This window comes from Dyadobacter sp. BE31 (assembly GCF_031457695.1).
Taxonomy (GTDB): Bacteria; Bacteroidota; Bacteroidia; order Cytophagales; family Spirosomataceae; genus Dyadobacter.
Map to the genome: position 1 here is coordinate 1,345,028 of NZ_JAVDXA010000001.1, position 18,485 is coordinate 1,363,512.

The 18,485-nt window shown below is 50.7% G+C and carries 11 protein-coding genes; 2 read left to right on the forward strand and 9 right to left on the reverse strand.

Annotated elements, in window-relative coordinates:
• Positions 1-4: 4 nt before the first annotated feature.
• The 9 genes from J2Y43_RS05575 to J2Y43_RS05615 form a co-directional block, all read right to left on the reverse strand.
• A complete protein-coding gene (locus tag J2Y43_RS05575) occupies positions 5-568 on the reverse strand; it encodes a DUF4199 domain-containing protein (RefSeq protein ID WP_223402153.1) in 564 nt (187 codons plus the stop codon).
• Entirely contained in the window at positions 565-1,848 is a 1,284-nt protein-coding gene (locus J2Y43_RS05580; RefSeq protein WP_309980868.1) for a dihydroorotase, read from the reverse strand. Before J2Y43_RS05580 ends, J2Y43_RS05575 begins: the two co-directional genes overlap by 4 nt.
• Before the next feature lie 80 nt (positions 1,849-1,928).
• Positions 1,929-2,309 carry a glycine cleavage system protein GcvH gene (gene gcvH / locus J2Y43_RS05585; protein WP_106594383.1) on the reverse strand — a complete coding sequence of 127 codons (381 nt, stop codon included), beginning with the start codon at positions 2,307-2,309 and terminating at the stop codon, positions 1,929-1,931.
• 76 nt (positions 2,310-2,385) lie between these two features.
• Positions 2,386-9,615 (reverse strand): cell surface protein SprA, encoded by a 7,230-nt coding sequence (gene sprA / locus J2Y43_RS05590; RefSeq protein ID WP_309980867.1) that lies wholly within the window; start codon positions 9,613-9,615, stop codon positions 2,386-2,388.
• A 99-nt stretch (positions 9,616-9,714) separates the two neighbouring features.
• Complete coding sequence (ruvA, locus tag J2Y43_RS05595) at positions 9,715-10,305, reverse strand: Holliday junction branch migration protein RuvA (protein ID WP_223402144.1); 591 nt, start codon at positions 10,303-10,305, stop codon at positions 9,715-9,717.
• A gap of 33 nt (positions 10,306-10,338) precedes the next feature.
• On the reverse strand, positions 10,339-11,907 hold the full coding sequence (locus tag J2Y43_RS05600; protein ID WP_309980866.1) for a LysM peptidoglycan-binding domain-containing protein: 1,569 nt from the start codon (positions 11,905-11,907) through the stop codon (positions 10,339-10,341).
• A 253-nt stretch (positions 11,908-12,160) separates the two neighbouring features.
• Entirely contained in the window at positions 12,161-13,603 is a 1,443-nt protein-coding gene (gatA, locus tag J2Y43_RS05605) for an Asp-tRNA(Asn)/Glu-tRNA(Gln) amidotransferase subunit GatA (RefSeq protein ID WP_309980865.1), read from the reverse strand.
• A gap of 92 nt (positions 13,604-13,695) precedes the next feature.
• Positions 13,696-13,896: a twin-arginine translocase TatA/TatE family subunit gene (locus tag J2Y43_RS05610; RefSeq protein WP_015813903.1), complete on the reverse strand. Its 201-nt coding sequence runs from the start codon at positions 13,894-13,896 to the stop codon at positions 13,696-13,698.
• Between the two features lie 70 nt (positions 13,897-13,966).
• Entirely contained in the window at positions 13,967-14,383 is a 417-nt protein-coding gene (locus J2Y43_RS05615; protein ID WP_309980864.1) for a YkvA family protein, read from the reverse strand.
• Between the two features lie 208 nt (positions 14,384-14,591).
• Here J2Y43_RS05615 and mdh point away from each other — a divergent pair, with 208 nt between their 5' ends.
• On the forward strand, positions 14,592-15,518 hold the full coding sequence (gene mdh / locus J2Y43_RS05620) for a malate dehydrogenase (RefSeq protein ID WP_309980863.1): 927 nt from the start codon (positions 14,592-14,594) through the stop codon (positions 15,516-15,518).
• A gap of 174 nt (positions 15,519-15,692) precedes the next feature.
• Positions 15,693-18,485, forward strand: a complete 2,793-nt coding sequence (locus J2Y43_RS05625; protein WP_309980862.1) for a TonB-dependent receptor — start codon at positions 15,693-15,695, stop codon at positions 18,483-18,485.

The window sequence follows — 18,485 nt, forward strand, 5'->3', positions numbered from 1 at the left end:
AGGTTTAAGATTTGTTGTTTTGCATGATGCTGTAATCCTGTTTTCTCAAAATCAATGAAATCACCAGGATCGGGATGATGGCCATGACTGTTTTCTTCCCTACTTCATCCGTGATGATTTCCGAGGTAGCCATTTCTCCCACACCGTTATACATCTTCAGAAACTCGGCCTCCCCGATATTCTTGACGAGCTCGGCTTTGCCTTGCAGCATCAGGTCCTTCATTTGGGCAACGTATGCCGTAAAAACAGAAGGGTCAATGTAAGTTACAAAAAAATAGATCAGCCAACCGGCGATCAATGCACCAACGGTATTCACAACGTAACCGATGGTTAATGCTTCCCATAAATGCAAAAAGCCGTTCCCGACTTTCTTGCGGTAATACCAGCATGCGCCCGCGATAAGGATAATATGAATACCGATGTCGAGCACCTTGTTATTCCCCAGCGGCACAATGCCCATCGCATACAATCCCAGGAAAAACGCAAAGACCAGTATGCCCAGCGCCAGCCCGAACAGCAGCGACAGTTTTAAAATAGGTTTATTAAAATATGCTATAATCGAATTCATTGGAACCACTCCTGTTTACCATTATTGATCACCCCTCTCACCTGCCCTTTCAATGTCTGTCCCAGGAACGGTGTATTCTTGGATTTCGAATAACTTCTGCCGAATATCCATTCGCTGTTCGGGTCGAAGAATGTGAGGTTGGCCGGGGCGCCTTCTGCTACGCTCACTTCCGGCAGGCGCAGGATGCGGCGTGGTTGCACAGTCAGCTTCTCCACGATATCGTCCACCACGAGGCCGCTATGCATAACGGCTAATGCAAATGCAGTTTCCAGAGCGGTAATACCGAAATCGGCGTGGTCGAATTCGAGGTTTTTACTTTCCTCGTCGTGCGGATTATGGTCTGACACGATGGCATCGATGGTACCATCCGCCAAACCCTGCCGTAGCGCCGCATTATCTTCCGACGAGCGGAACGGCGGGTTTATTTTCAGGTTGGTATCGAAGCCGATCAGGTCCTTGTCTTCAAATGCCAGCTGGTGCGCTGCGATATCTGCCGAAACGGGCAGGCCTTTCGCTTTCGCTTCGCGGACCAGCTCCACACCCCGCACGGTCGACAGCAGCGAAACGTGCAGTACCGGTGCAGTGGTATCGTAAGTATTTTTTTCTAATGCGTATTCGAGCAGTTTCAGGTCGCGGATGAGCATCATTTCTTCTGCCAATGCCGGCATTCCTTTCATGCCCACGAGCGTGCTTGTGACGCCTTCGTGCATTTGCCCGTAAAGCGTGAGCTCGCGGTCCTCGGGACGGTTGATGAGCAATGCATTCAGCGGACGCAGGTACAGGATGGTTTTCAAAAGCAAATCCGCATTCTGAACCGGGTTTTCGCCATCTGTGAATGCAACGGCACCTGCCTGGTGCAAATCCATCATTTCGGTGAAATCCACGCCGTCGGCTTTCTTCGTAACCGCCGCCGCCGGATGCAATGTAACGAGCCCGCCGAAGCCGCTATGCCGAATGTAATTGAGCGTATCCTTCGTATCGACCACCGGCTGGGTGTTTGGCAGCAATACGATTTCCGTAAACCCGCCATGCGCCGCAGCCTGGCGCACCGAATGTAAATCTTCTTTATGCTCGAAGCCCGGGTCGCGCCCTTGTACGCGCATATCGACCCAGCCCGCGGATACGCTAAGGCCGGTGCCGTCGACTACCTGCGCATTGCCTGCGTCGAGGTTGTCACCAATTTGTTTAATCTTCCCTCCCTCGATCAGGATATCTTTTATCTGACCATTGAAGGGTGATGTTTTATCAATTACCCGAACCGAGCTAACTAACAATTTCATATTTATTTCAAACTAAACACCGGAATGCAACATCGAACCGGTTTCAAAAAAAAAGCTCCGGATGGAGCTTCAACCTAATATCAGGCACCTATGAATTCTTTATACTGCTCTGCGGAAAGCAGCCCGTCTTCATCGCCGGGATTGGCCAAACTGATTTTTACCATCCATCCGCTGCCGTAAGGATCGGAATTGACAAGTTCGGGCTCGCCATCGAGGTCGGGATTTACTTCAAGCACTGTACCTGCAACCGGGATAAAAAGGTCGGATACTGTTTTCACAGCTTCTACCGAACCAAAAACATCCCCTTTACCCAGTGCTTCTCCTACGGTGTTAATGTCCACATACACAATGTCACCTAATTCATTCTGGGCATGTTCGGTAATGCCGATAGTTGCCGTATCCCCTTCAATACGAATCCATTCGTGATCTTCTGTGTATTTGAGTTCTGATGGAAAATTCATGATAAAATCAGGTAAGTAGTGAACATCTTTGGAGCGCAAATTACACGATGTAAGCTGTATTTTCCAAATCAAAATGTTATTCAGCCAAATTGAACTTCAGCTGCACGCCGCCGGCTGTACTCGCGCGGTAGAAGGAGTTGGAAACCAGCGGGTCGTTGAACGTGCGATCGAAATAGAATTGTACGCTCAAACGGTTGTTGACCATGTAATTCACCGTCGGGCGCAGCTGGAAGTTGATGTTTCCGGCGATCGGGATATTCTCCCCATCGAACTTCCGCTGGATCGAGCGGGTATCGCGGAACGTCATCGCGAGCTGCATCGTCATGTCGTTTTTCAGCTTCTTCTTCACGCCATTGATCTTGAACGGCAGCGGCACATTGTTTTTGGTAAAGCCAATGTTGACCGTAATGTCCTGGTTGAAGAGCTCCGCTACCTGCGAGTTCGAGAGGTTCAAGGCGATGGTACGGTCGCGGTTGTACTCCACGCGCGCCGTCACCCGGCTCTGCGTCCGCATTTCCACGCCCACAAGTGGCTGGAATTTCTCGGATAGCGTAATGGTACTCATCGCAAATACCGGCACGTACTGTCCAAGGTCGTTCAATCGGGACGATAATGGATAACCCGTCACGGCAAGATTTACATAAAGCGCCTCGTAGTCGAGCGACGAGGTGAAGTTGCCGACGCTGTAATTGGACATATACTTATGCCGCAATGTGAACGAGCTGAACAACCGCTTAAACGCCGGGATCGACGAAAGGCCTGTATAACTCAAATCCCAGTTGGGCATCGGGAATTTCAGGAATGGGTTGGTGCGCACCGTTTTCGGGTCCTTACCGGTATATGCCGCAAAGAATGCCGAAATCAATACGTCTTGCGAAGTTTCGTTGTATTCGCCACCATTCTTGTTCTCCGCGTTCAGACGGTCACGCAGGATAGCCCGGTAAGCACGGAACTTATCGAAAACCGGAGAAGAGTTGTCGCGGCGCATCTTGGCAAATGCCGTCCGGAACGACATGAACGACATACTGAACTGCCCATTCCGCAGCGGGCTTTGTGACGCAAAATTCCCGGACGAATCGGGCCGGTAGAACTCCTGGTAAGCATCCTGCCGCGTCAACCGCGCTTCGATGATCAGCCTGAAATCCTTAAAGGGCTCCAATGTGGTATTCGCCGAGAAGTTCTTGGCGATTGTCTGCTGGAAGGGCATATTCTGCTGCTTGCTTTTCGTAATCCAGCCTTTCTCCGCTGCTTTCATCTGGAAGTTTCTGTCCTGCTGGCCCAGCACGAAGCCGAGCCCCGGTGCATTGGCATTATCGAGCCCGAAGTACTTAGGCGCCCTCAGATAACCCGGCAATGCCGTCGTTTCCAGAACCGAGTAGCTGACGTTGATACCACGCACAGTCATCAAGGCTCTTGTAAGGCTCTTGACAATGTCGGTCGTGCGCATATCGATGTCCTCGATATCACCCGGGCTGCGCGCAAAGTTCTTTCTCGCAACGGACGGTGTATTCGCGAATTTGAGGTAGCGGAGTTTGTTGTAAAGCAATACAAAATCCACCTTCCCGGTAACACCCCGCTCGCGGCTGTTACGGATAATATCTCCGAACGGCAGCCCCGTCGTGTCTTTCAGGTTCAATGCATTGGCCTGGTAGTTGTAGCCAATGGAATGCTTGTAGTCTGCCGACATCCAGTCCAACACCGGAATTTTGTCAAGCGGCAGGCGGTACGTCAGGTCAATTTTCTGGTCGAAATTCTTGATACGTCCCAGCTTTTTAAAATTGCTCCAAAGCGAATCCTTCTTAACGCTGGTGTTGATGTCGCCTTCCGGCTCGTCGATGATCGAGTTGGCGGTGGCGGCGTAGGTCAACGTCATGTTGCGCGTCAGGTTCCAGCCGAAATCGTAATAGCGGTTGAACCAGAAGTATTTTTCATATAGCGGCTGGATACCGTCGGTCGTGAGGTCGGCATTGCGCAGCTGGGTTTTCAGGAAGCGGCGATCCACATCGGTACGCAGCGATACCATATTCGGTAGCAACGTCACATTGAACTCCTTGATAAACTCCGCCCAACGCCCCGTTGCCTTCCATTTCTTGAATGGCTCGATAGCTTTCGGCTGGCTTGCATACATGTACGAGATGCCGGCCCGGTAGGCTCGCTGGTTGTATTCCTGCGTCAGGATATTCCTCCGTTTATCGTCACTGAATGCATAACTGAATGCGAAGTTTTCAAAATCGAAGAAATGGTTTTTCGCGCCCGGTTTGGTCTTGATCTTCCGGACGTTCGAGAAGTTGAACCCTCGCTTGACGGCATTTTCCTCTACCATTCGCCTGTAACCGTCGCGTTCCTCGTCCGTTCGGAGGTTATCGAGCGAGGTACTCAATGGCGTATCCGGGTCGAGCGGATCGAAATGCGGTTTCACATTTCGCCGGTCGTAGCTTACAAACAGCGGGATCTGGAAACCCCAGTTGGCAGGCAGCAATTTATCCAACGCAATATTGGAAGAGAATCCGTATTCCGAAGTAAAGTTCCGCGTGCGCTCACCAATGCGCTGTTGCACGGTACCGAAACCGAACGTCTCGATCCGGCCGGACGCGGTTAATGTCGCAAAGTCGGCCAGTTTCGCGTTCAGCTGTGCAATGGCCGCCATACCGCCGGTATCGTCGAAACCTTCGACGTGCATTTCATCCACCCAGATACAAAACGTCTTCGCACGCTCATCCACCGATTTCGGGTTGCGGACACCGATCATCATCACTTTTACTGCGCTCAGATCCGGGTTACCTACTACGGTCAGTTTGTATCTTCTGTCGGAGCTCAGAACGGTGAAGGGCACACTCAGATTTTTATCGATTTGCCGGTTGCGCTGCGCCTTTGCATCTACCAGGTCTGCCAATGCAATGTTGACCTCATTGCTCTCCGGCCATACTTCCGTATCAGGTTGTTCTCCCGGCCGGGTAGCTTTCAGGGCAGAAAGGTCGATCTCATAGTAGTTCTGGGTAAGGTCGGTACCGATCCGCATAAATGCGCCCACCATATTGTCTTCGTCCTGCTCGTTCTGCATGTGTACATACATGCGCAAGCGCTTGCGGAAAAGCAAGTCGAGGTTCACATTTTTGAAAACTGCCCGTGAATCCCCATCGCGAAGGCCGGTCACACAAAGGCTCATCGATTGCTCGTTCAGCTGCAATGGCGGACGCTGCGTATTGTCCTGATCCCGTTTCCAGGTAGGCGGGATTTTATATACATACTTGTTCGTAGCGCCATTTGCCTGACCATTTTCCTCAATACTTACTGTTCCAACTGTAAATTTCGCGTCATAAGGCTCCGGAACTTCCTGCAAGCCCGGAGCATCCAGGTTGTAGGTGTATTTACGATACTGCTGCCCTACCATTTGCAATTGTGCAAAACGAAGTACCACCGGCTGTTGGAAGTCGGTCAGGTACATGCGCATGAAGCGGATCGACTTGAAACCGTTCATACTTCCCACCATTCCCGAAAACTCCTTGATCGGAACGCGGAACAGGTACCAGCTCTGGCCATCCTCGGTATTCACCGTTTTATCGACAATATAACCATTACCCACCGCGAGTTGGCCGGGTTTCAGGTCTATCTCATATTCATAGTAGGATTCATTGTCGTTGATGGTGTTATCGACATTCATATCCTCTCCGTCGGGAATATTCGTCGACGCCGGCGTTACATCTACAGACCTCCCCTGGCTTTCGGGCGAGTTGTTCTCCATCCCGATGTAGTTCTTATAACGTTCCAGCACTTTCTTATCCTCGGCATCGAGGTCGGCGCCCAGGAAAAACTGGAAATCGTCACCGGAGGGGTCGGCAAGGATCTTCGCACGTGCTTCGGCCGTCAGGTTTGCTGGAAGGCGGTCGATGAAGGTTTTAAAGAAAGCACGCTCTTCTTCGTTGGTCAAACCATCCAAGCCCACATCCTGCTTCTCACGGGCGCCAGTCTCATTGCTGAATGCATTGATCAGGTATTGCGATTTGGTAGCATAGCCCCAGGCTGTTGAATCTACGTTAACTCCCACTTGCTTGGGAACAAGCGGCAGTCCGTTTTCAAAGTTGTAGCGCTCATCAGGGATTACATCTTCTGAAATATCCCCGAGGTTAAATACCAGCTTTCCACCGGTAGTGTTCGATTGTTTAGAAAAACCATCCCTGATATGGCTTTTTTCAGTGCCATCATTGATGAACGGATCGAGCATCCAGAATTCGATGCTTTCGATATTGGCGTTATCAAAATCGTTATCCGACGTAATCGCACGGCTCAATGCCCCGAAATTGTTTCTCGGATTTTTCATGCGGCCGTCCGGATTGAGATCGGTATTGTAGTTGTACATTCCGCGCTCGCTTGGATAATAAGCAATATCCAGTATCTGCTGCGGATATGTTACCAACCCCGCAATAGGACGGTTGGGAAAAATCTGGTTAGGCAGGTAAAGTCGTTCGTAATAGTTTTTGCGATCCGTATCATCGAAGTTGGTAGGCGGCTGGTACCCCCCTCCGAGCCCCTGCGCTCCCCCGAAGATGTTATCGACGCTATAGGCCGAAATCTTGGCACGCTTATAGCCGTAGTTCAGGTCTTTACCTGTAAATCCATCCCTGAATTTGGTGGGCACCGCGGCGAGGCGCCATTTCTGAGGCTGGCGCGACAGATCATACACCGTGCGTGCGGCCTCGAAGTCGTCCACCAGAGAGCGGTTGTTCACATCTTTGGAAACGCCGGGAAGCAATTTGGCAAATTCCCCTTTGAACTGGATAGACGACATTTCCTTCGTCTGTATCAGCGGCAATGCATCCAGCCATTTCGTTAGGAATGGTGCATCCTTGCGGAAGTTCACATCAAACCCGAGCATGGTATTGTTCACCGGTTCGTTCCCGATAGACACCCTCGAAAGGAAGCCCGCGGTACGCTCCTTGTATTTCATGGCCGTCAGACCGACACTCAGGTTGCGATTGACCACATAATCAAGGCGTGTTCCTACCAAAGTCCTGATCTGGTTCTGGAACATATCCGGGCGCTCGTACTCGATCACGATCTCACGTCCCGAGGCAAGCACACTGGAATTTAAAATCCGTACACGGCCGATCTGCGCTTCCACGATGTAATCCGAACCCGGAGCAAGCGGCACGCCGCCCGAGGTTACGGTTACGGAAGTTTCCAGCACGCCGAATGGCAGCTGCACCTCAGCTCCCCCACTCGATTGGTAAGCACCCTTAATGAAGAACTTGTTGCGTTCCGAAACCTGCTGCGCGTCGATCATCGTCGTGCGGTACAGCTCGTTGAACACATATTTGTTGCGGTACACGTCCTCACCGGGACCAAACTTTTTGGATAGGTTGCTACCAAATGGTTCGAGTACGGGGAAAATGATACGGCCTGTCTTGCTATCCATCGTGATACCATCCACAAAATCGAAGTTACCATCGGGTTGCAGGTCATTGACCGGGTTCAGGCGGTCGAGGCCGGAGAGGCGGATCAGCGGGATATTGGCGATGCTACTTTCCTGCAAATTCGGGTTATCGATACCGGTCTGGTCGTCTTTGTAAATCACCCTCAACTGGAACCCTTGCTTGTCGATCTGGCTCGTACCAAGCGAATAAATGTTCTTCATCATCAGATCCCACATCGGCAACTTGGTGTTGTTCCGGATAGTCGATGATTTCAGCAATTTCAGCGCGATTACTTCATTATCCTTTCTCGCCTGATAATCCTCGGTAAGTTCCCCTACCTTGAAAGCACGGCCATTCAGAGTGTATTCATAAGAAACCGCAAGGACTTCGTCGTTGCGGAGCGCGTTCGTAAGCGAGATGTAGCCAAGCTGCGGGTGGAATGTATAGTCACGATCGAGGATCAACCGTTTCGCACCGCGCAGCAATTCATAATCGATGGTTTTTTCAAGGCCGAGGCCCGCAATGGCGGTATTGGTATTGTCTACCTGGCGAAAAGCTGTGTTGTCCGATAGTTTCTTGTAAAGGCCGTTAGCGTCGTTGCTCGCCGGCGACGTGGAACGCACCGGCTGCAAGTTAGGATTTCCGGCACGGTAAGGTGCAGGCTCCCCCAAATCGGCAAAACCCACAATATTGCGCAGCGACTCGGTAGTGGTTGTCCGGTTAGTCACATATACTTCCAGACGCGTCACAGTCACCCCGGAAGTAATCGTCGGTGTGTTTTGCAGCGAACTTTCATAAATGTTCCGGAAATACTGGGAAAGGAAGAAGTTGCGGTTCTCGTCGTAAGTATCGGCCCGTAATTCAAAATCACGGCTTTGCGCACCGCCGCGGAGTGTGATCCGCTCTTTGCTGGATTTCTGTTGTGAAGCAACAAAAGTGGCGTTCAGGCGTCCGAACTGGAATTCCGTTTTCAAACCAAACAAATTCTGGACACCCGGGATCAGCTGGCTATTGATGGCCCAGTTGATATTACCCGCCTCTATTTTCCGGATAAAGCTCTCCTCCGGGTTTTTATAGTTCAACTTGATCGCATTCTCGAAATTGAAGTTGGCCTTGGTATCGAAGTTGGTCTGAAACCCGAGCTGGTCGCCGAGCTTGGCGTCAAAGTTGATATTGATCTGCTCATTGAAAATGAACTGGGTATTCTTCCGCTGGCGGATCGGGATAGCGGGGTTATCGAGGAACTGGTGCATAAGCCCGAGGTCCAGCGATACAAAACCGGTAGGTTTGAAATTCACGAAATCATCCCCGAGCAGCTTGGTCAACCCCGGAGGCAGGTCGAGCTTGGGTAGCAGCCCGCGCGCACCCATAGCGCTGTTGCCGTCCTGCCTGCCCGCGTACTCGCGCAGGAGACTTTTGAATGCGCGGTCTTCCTGGATCTTGTCATACGTTTCGAGATCCATCCGCTCGGGATAGCGGTAATTCAATGTACCACCCGGCATGGCAATGCCTGGCGCGGGTCCACCCGGTGCGGCGGCACCCGGTGTGGAGGCACCCGGAGTCTGAATTTTCTCGGTCACTGCAACTTTCCCTGCACTGTCGAGCGTAATGTTGGTGGAGATATTGCTAGGCTCCCGAAGATAGAATGGCGAACGCGGCCGCGGTTCTGTGAGGCGGTTGGAATAATAATCCTTCCATCGCATGATGAGCTGAGAGCCCGATCTGTCGATGTTTTTCTTGGTGGTATCTTCTTTAAGCGTGTCCGCAAGTATGGCCCATTCCTGTGCCTGCTCCGAATATGGTTCATCCTTGCCGCCCGAAACGTTTACGAGTAACGCCGCTCCGGCCGAAATGCTTAATACCTTAAAAAGAAATGAGTAGATCGTTGATGACAAGGTAATATACTTATTTAGAGAAGGTTGTATTTACAAACAAATCCATCAACACGATTTTACGGTTGTAAAATTTTTCACCAAATATCATTGCAGTTCCGGTTAACGTAACGCTAGTTTGATCAGATTTTCAACGCTAATGGATTGCCCCTCACGCTTGATGATGGCATCCAGACTTTTCTCCGCCGTCGGTTTGGGAATACCCAAAGTAACGAGCGCAGCCAACGCTTCACTCCGCAGAGTGCTTGACGACGTTTCAGCAGATTTGGTACCTGTTGAAACGAGTTCTTCCTTTCGAATTTTGTCTCTTAGTTCGAGGATTACGCGTTGAGCAGTCTTGGACCCTATGCCTTTGATAGACTGTATCAGGCGCAGGTCTTCATCAATGATCCCCTGCCGGATTTCCGAGGATGAAAGCGAAGAAAGCATCACGAGCGCTGTCGACGGCCCGATTCCTGAAATACTTGTCAGATCCAGGAACAGTTTCTTCTCATCATTCCCCCAAAAACCGTAAAGGACGTGGGCATCTTCCCGTATATTGAGAAACGTTACCAGCTTGCACCGGGCACCAATGTCGGGGAGCGAAGTGTAGGTCTGTAATGAGATCCTGACCTCGTAACCTACTCCGTTGACATCGATGATAGCGTACGCTGGGTCTTTATAAGTTACAATCCCGTTAACGTAGGCAATCATAAAAATAGTATGTGTATGTTGAAGCGTTAATTTCTAGGTAGAAATGATCAGTTTTTGACCAGGCTTGATCGAGTTGCCCCTGATCTTGTTCCGCTTTTTCAACTGACCGATTTCCAGACCGTATCGCTGCGAAATAATCCATAATGTATCTCCTTTTTGTACGGTATGATAACGTTTCCGGGTATGACGCTGCTGCTTCGCCACTTGCTCTTCATCCTGCTGTGGCCTTGCTTTGGCTGCGATACGGGTTGCCGGCACAGCTTCTTTTACCTCTTTGTAGATCACGAGGCGCTGCCCTTTGCGGATATTGTTGCGGCGGATGTGGTTCCATTTGCGGACCGCCGCTACCGATACTCCATATTTCCGCGCGATGCCGGCTACATTATCGCCTCGGCGGACGGTGTACGATACGCGTTTGGTACGGCTCCGCTGGATCGTTTCTTCCTCGCCGTCTTCGTCATAATTTTCATCATCCGATACATTCTGTACGTTCGATGCGAGTACGTAAGGGAACGATCCGTTGCCGCCCAGTGAATCTGTTTTGGTGCTGTCGGCTTTCGCCACCATCACACCGGAGCGAAGGTATTTCCGGGTGCAGGAATCCATAATCGCCGCCCGGTTGCTCGTCAGGTAAGTGAAGCGCACGCTGGGCACCTTCAAAACGAAGTCACGCGTCTGATCCGGAAGGATCGTCTTGGTGATTTGCGGATTCAGCTTTTTGAGTACTTCAAAATCGATGCTGGCATTGTCACAAAACGTTGCAAGATCGATGTAGCCGTTGATATGGATGGTATCGTTGGGTATCTGAAACTCCGTATTTTCAGGAAAAATGCCGTGATCGTACCCGTAGTTCATCATGTAGTTCATCGCTACATACTGCGGCACGTAGGACCGCGTTTCGCGGGGAAGGACATTGTAGATCGTCCAGAAGGTAGTCCCGCGCGAGCGGCGCATGGCGCGTTTCACGTTGCCCGGTCCTGTATTATACGAAGCCAGCGCAAGTTCCCAGTCGCCGAAGATATTGTAAAGCTGTTTGAGATAAAGACAAGCTGCTTCGGTTGCCTTTGCCGGCTCGAAGCGTTCATCAATGTATTTATCCTGGTAAAGACCGAATTCCCGCCCGGTGGCCGGCATGAACTGCCAGAGGCCTCCTGCCCGTGCGTGGGAAATAACCGTCGGGTTCAGCCCCGACTCGATCATCGAAAGGTATTTCAACTCGGTAGGCAGCCCGTGTTTGGCAAGTGCCTTTTCGAAAAGAGGAAAATAGAGCGGCATGCGCTCCATCATCGTCTGCGTAAATTTTGCCTTTTTGTAGATAAAGTACTCTACGAATTCGTGCGAAGATTTGTGGTAAGTAAGCGGAATTGACTTTTCAAGCTTTGCAAACCGTTCTTTCAAAAGCTCTTGCGGTACTGCCGGATTGGCTCCGATTTCCTCGACCTCCGGGAGTGACGGCATCAAATCATCTTCTTCCTGAGCAATAGTCTCAACTGTATCCTGCCCGGACGTCAAACTCACCTGTGGAACCATCGCCATCACAGGCGCATTCCAAAACCCTGCACACATGGCTCCGAGCCACAATACTCTTTTCGAAATCCTCATTAATAAATGTTTTTTGAAGGTTAATCAATTCACGGTTTTCAATGGCTTATACCTGTTGATGATCGATTCACAGATAGAAGGGTCCTTCTCAGTTTGAATTGGCCAGATGAATCAGAATAATCTCTAATACATTTTAATACTCACACAATATCTTCATTCAGAATAACGTAACATGGTCGCCGGTTATTCTGGCATGATAATTTTCTTTAAAACACTGGTTATCAGTACAGCGTTCACATTCAAATGCCTGATTCTATGCTACGGCCTCTTCCTTATTCAACTCAGTAAGGTAGTTGGCAAATGCCAACATTTTCTCCTCTCCGAAGTAAGGGGCCATGATTTGAATCCCGATAGGCATTCCCTGGTCGTCCAGCCCGTTTGGAATGGATACCGCAGGGTTGCCCACGACATTCGCCTGCACGGTGAAAATATCGGCCAGATACATTTGTAACGGATCTTCCGTCTTTTCACCAATCGTAAAAGCTGTGGTAGGTGTTACCGGGGAAATCAGGAAATCGAACTGCTCAAAAAACCGGCTCGTTTCCTCCCGCACCAATCTTCTAACGCGTTGCGCCTTGGTATAGTATGCATCATAATAATTTGCACTTAATACGAAAGTACCCAATAGTATTCTTCTCCTTACCTCATCGCCAAAACCTTCTGTACGAGTCTTTTTGTACATGCTTTCCAAATCCACGGATTCGGGGCTGCGGTAACCGTACCGCACGCCATCGAAACGCGACAGGTTCGAACTCGCCTCGGCGGTGGTCAGAATATAATAAGTAGGCAAAAGCGAATCCAGCAAAGGCATATCGATCCCGGTCACTTCATGCCCTTCCGCGCGCAGGCGGTTGAGCACTTCGGATGTCTGCCGGCGAATCTCGGGAGCAATCGCTTCATTCTCCACCGCGCTCCGGATATACCCGATTTTGGCTTTGCCGTTCCATTCCAGGTTGGCCGTGTAAGCGGGAACCGGACGTTCCGAAACCGTGCTGTCGAAATCATCGGCACCGGACATTACTTCGAGAAGCAATGCGGAGTCCGCAACGCTTTTGGTAATGGGACCAATGCAGTCGAACGACGAAGCATAGGCAATGAGTCCGTAACGCGAAACGCGCCCGTAGGAAGGTTTCACGCCGATCACCCCGCAGAATGCAGCCGGCTGGCGCACCGAACCGCCCGTATCGCTTCCCAGCGAAGCATGGCAAAGCCCGGCCTGAACAGCTACTGCCGATCCTCCCGACGACCCGCCCGGAACTTTGGCATTGTTAACAGCATTCAGCACCGGTCCGAACGAAGAGTTTTCATTCGAAGAACCCATCGCAAACTCGTCGCAGTTTTGCCGCCCGATGATGATCGCGTCCTCATCGATGAGCCGCTGCACGGCGGTTGCGGTATAGGGTGCTGTATAATTTTGCAGGATCTGGCTTCCGGCCTGCAAGCCGTGGCCAGTGAGTGAAAGCACATCTTTAAGACCGATCACCATCCCTGCCAGCTTTCCGGCAGTACCATTGGCGATCTTGGCATCCACGGCCAGGGCGGCCTTTTTTGCTTCCTCTGTATAAACTTCAACGAAAGCGTTGAGATGCTTGTTAGCCTCTATTTTTTCCAAATAGTGGTCAACCAACTTGACGCACGTCAAACCTTCTTCACGTAGATCTCTCTGAATTTCGGCCAGCGTCAGATACTCTTTCAAGGCAATTTTTTTGTGGGGTTGTAAATAAAGAATCAGAGCCGTTAAGTGGTAGCTTAATGGCTCTGGATCAAACCTTCGATAAGATGGAAGCGTTATTTGGGGTCTTCCATGCTTTTTTCAATATTTTCCTTAACGTCTTTAGTAGCGTTCTTGAACTCATTGATACCCTGCCCCAAACCGCGCATAAGTTCTGGGATTTTCTTTGCTCCGAAGAAAAGCAACACGAACAGAGCAACCAGGAAGATCTCCTGTCCGCCCAACCCCATAATTCCTAAAACGGTTATTGATTCCATATCTGTTTCTTTTATTAATGTTTACAAAAATAACTATTCTTTTTAATAACAACCAGACCTGCCGCGACTTTTATCCGATATTAATTGTCTTGGCGGCCTTCTCCCAATCGGCAAATTTCTGAATATCGTTACCCAGCGTCTTGATGAGCCATAGCACGAGCGCGACGTCGTCGGTGATACCGATAACCGGCAGGAAGTCAGGAATAAGGTCTATGGGAGATACGAAATAAATGAGCACAGCGACTATCGACACCAGACTTTTCCATGGAAGCGCTTTATATTCGCCGGAGGCATACGCCTTCACCATGCGGAGCAGCAGCTGAACACTCGACTGAAACTCGGAGAGGTTTCCTTTGAAGCCCACCGTCTGGAGCTTCCCGAGCACCTCTTTGGCAAGCTCGAACAAGCGGGTAGAATTTCTGGCGTAACGTCCTGCTTTCCCTTTGGCATTCCTAAAAAATATCGACTGTAAAATCCGCGAAATCATTGACTCGTCATTCATTGTACAAAGCAGGGAAAAGTGGTTTATAAAGCCATTATAACTATCAACTTACGGAAAAAATTGCGTTCCGGATGGTCACCGGAGGTTTTGCGGCAAAAAATCAATTTCCGCTTGGTTTAAACAAATTATGTATCATACTTTTAGGAAAAAATATAAAAAGCATCAATTTCTATACAATTAACCATATTTCCCTATGAAGATTACTGTTGTAGGTGCGGGTGCGGTAGGCGCAACCACTGCCGATAATATCATTCGTCGTGAGCTGGCAGAAGAAGTGGTGTTGCTGGATATCAAAGAGGGTGTCAGCGAAGGTAAGTCACTGGATATGTACCAGACAGCCGCTTTGCTGGGATTCAACACCAAGCCCATCGGCTCGACCAATGATTACGAGAAAACCAAAGGCTCGGATGTGGTGGTGATCACTTCGGGGCTGCCTCGTAAGCCGGGTATGACCCGCGAAGAGCTGATCGGCATCAATGCAGGAATCGTAAAGGGAGTTACAGAAAACCTTCTGAAATATTCGCCGAAAGCGATCGTGATCGTGGTTTCCAATCCGATGGATACCATGACTTACCTGGCTTTGAAAGAATCGGGTATTCCCAAAAAACGGCTGATCGGTATGGGCGGCGCATTGGATAGTGCACGTTTCAAAACCTATCTCGCATTGGCCATGGACGTTTCGCCGCTGGACATTCACGGAATGGTAATCGGCGGGCACGGTGATACAACCATGATCCCATTGACTCGCCTGGCGACCTACAACGGGATCCCGGTAAGCCGCTTCCTCTCGGCCGACCAGCTCGAAAAAGTAGCGGCCGACACAATGGTAGGCGGAGCCACGCTCACGAAACTGATCGGTACTTCGGCATGGTACGCGCCAGGCGCCGCCACAATGATGCTCGTGGAAAGCATTGTCCGCAACCAGAAGCGCGTTGTGCCTTGCAGCGTTTACCTGAATGGCGAGTACGGCCAGAAGGACATTTGTATGGGAGTACCGGTGGTATTGGGTCGAGGAGGCTGGGAAAAAATCATCAACCTGCGCCTGAGCGATGCCGAAAAAGCGGCGTTTGAAAAGTCAGCGGAGGCCGTTCGGTCAATGAATGCCGCTTTGAACTTGTAAGCAAAACTTAAATAGCTAAAATACAGGCCGGTCCGGGTTTCCGGGCCGGCTTTTTCTTTGCCCTGATATTTGGTTTTAGTGCCTACTTATTTTAACTTATGCTTAAATAGTATAATAATTTGGCAATTTAATACCATTAATCAACAAACATTTCATCATTTAAACACACAGTCTATGAAAAAAACGCTATTACTTCTGCTTCTCATTTCCGCTTCATTGCACGCCCTGGCGCAATCCGTAAAGGGGAAAATCACCGACGAAAAGAGTGGAGCCCCGCTACCCGGCGTGTCGATCCTTGTACAAGGTACCAACACCGGAACTGTGACCGACGCGGACGGGAACTTCTCGCTGAATGTGGCCGATGGCAATTATAACATCGTGATTTCCTTCATCGGGTACACACCTAAGATCGTCCCGACGGCAGTTTCGGCAGGGCAGTCCTCACCGCTGAATGTCGCATTGGCGGAATCATCCGAAGTGCTGGGAGAAATTGTAGTGACCGGCTCGCGCAGCGGCGGCCGCTCGCGTATCGACTCTCCCGTTCCGGTGGATATTATTCCGGTATCGCAGATCACGAATAGTGTCGGACAAGTGGATATCAACCAGATTTTGACTTATGTGGCGCCTTCATTCCAGTCGTCGCGGCAGACGATTTCCGACGGTACCGACCACATCGATCCCGCGCAGCTCCGCGGCCTGGGGCCCGACCAGGTACTGGTACTCGTGAATGGTAAAAGGCGGCATCAGTCGTCGTTGGTGAATGTCAATGGGACCGTCAACCGCGGCACCGTAGGAACCGATTTGAATGCGATACCGGCTACCTCTGTGGAGAAAATCGAGATCCTGCGCGACGGCGCCGCGGCACAATACGGTTCGGATGCTATTGCGGGGGTGATCAACATCATATTGAAAAGCCGTACGGGGCTAAGCGGGAATGTGTCGTACGGAGAAAACGTGACGAGCTACGATAAGAACTACATTATCAATAATAATAAGGATGCTTCGGTAAACATTACGGATGGTAGTACCGCGCAGGTAGGCCTCAATTACGGGCTGAAAGTGGGCCAGAAAGGCTTCGTGAATATCACGGGCGAATATGTGAAGCGCGGCGCGACCAACCGCACAGGCACCTACACCGGCCAACTGTTCCCGGCTGTGGACGGTAAGGTCGTAGATGACGAGGTCCTCGCGCAAAGAGGCCTCACCCGCAACGATTTCGATATGCGCATTGGCAACTCGGAAGTGAAAGGCGGCGGCGTGGTGATCAACGCAGACATACCGCTTAACGACCAGCTCGATGTGTATGCATTTGGCCAGTACAACAACAAGAAGGGAAATGCAGCCGGTTTTTACAGGTATCCCAATGGCGTACCCGCAGCTGTGCGTACGAATGTGTTCGCGGTGTATCCCAATGGCTTTTTACCTGAAATCAACAGCGATGTGACCGACATTTCGGCAGCCGTGGGTATCCGGGGGAAACTGGGCGAATGGCGGTTCGACCTCAGCAACACTTTCGGCAAGAACGACTTCGATTACCGCATTACCAATTCGGTGAATTACACCCAGGCCGTTTCCATCGCCAACTTTCAGCGGGAGTTCAATGCGGGTGGTAACGGGTTTTCACAAAACACCGTTAACCTCGACTTCGGGCGCAAATTCGATGTGCTTCACGGTCTCAACGTCGCGCTGGGTGCCGAGCAGCGGAGCGAGAAATACACGATCACGGCCGGCGAGGAGGCTTCCTACAAAAATTATGATGTAGCGGCAGGCGTGCCCGCAGGCGCACAGGTGTTTTCAGGCTTCTTTCCGCAGAATGCCGGATCGCATTCACGGCACAGCGTGGCGGGTTACCTTGACCTCGAACAGGACATTACCAAATCGTGGGTTCTCAGCGCGGCGCTCCGTTTTGAAAACTATTCCGACTTCGGCAATACGCTCAACTACAAAGTCGCCACGCGCTATAAAATCACCGACGGCATTGCATTGCGCGCCTCGGCCAGCAGCGGCTTCCGCGCGCCATCGTTGCAGCAACGTTACTATGCCAAAACGAATACCCTTTTCGTGACTCAAAATGGCCAGCAGGTAGCACAGGAAAGCGGCACATTCACCAACGACAGCAAACCGGCTGAAATCCTCGGCATACCAAAGCTCAAACAGGAAACGTCGCAAAGCTTCACCGTCGGTACCACCATTCAAATCAGCAATGCATTTGAACTCACGGTGGATGCTTACCAAATCGACATCGACGACCGCATTGTGCTGACCAACAATTTCAATGATGGTGGTAATGCCAACCTGAAAGCGCAGCTCGCCGCGGCGAATGCTACAACAGCCAATTTCTTTTCCAATGCGGTCGACACACGTTCGCGCGGGATCGAGGGCGTGCTTTCGTACAATACCAAGTTTGGCCGCAACCAATCATTGCGGGCGGTGCTGGCAGGGACATTTATCCAAAACAAAGTGAAGAAAGGGGCCGATGGCAAGCCCATTATCCATGCTTCGGACATCCTGGTGCAGACCAACCAGGTTAACACCTATTTCAACCGGGAGGATTTGAGCAGGTTTGAGATCGCAAGTCCACGGAACAAGCAAAGCCTGACGATCAACTATAAGGTTGGGAAGTTTGGCGCAATGCTACGTGGCGTGCGGTTCGGAGAGGTAACTTATTGGGACCCGACCATCGATCCCAACAAGCCGGATGCATGGCCTGTAAACGCGTTAACCGGACAAAAAGAAACGCTCGACCAGACCTTCGGCGCCAAAATGGTGACCGATATCGCATTGAGCTATGACGTGGTGAAAGGCATCGGCCTCACCATCGGCGCAAACAATGTACTGGATGTTTATCAGGACAAACACACCCATTCAGGTAATGTAAGCTCAGGCCGCTTCGTATACTCCCGCCGTGTACAGCAAATGGGTTTCAATGGGCGGTACTTATTTGCGAGGATTAATTTCAATTTTTAA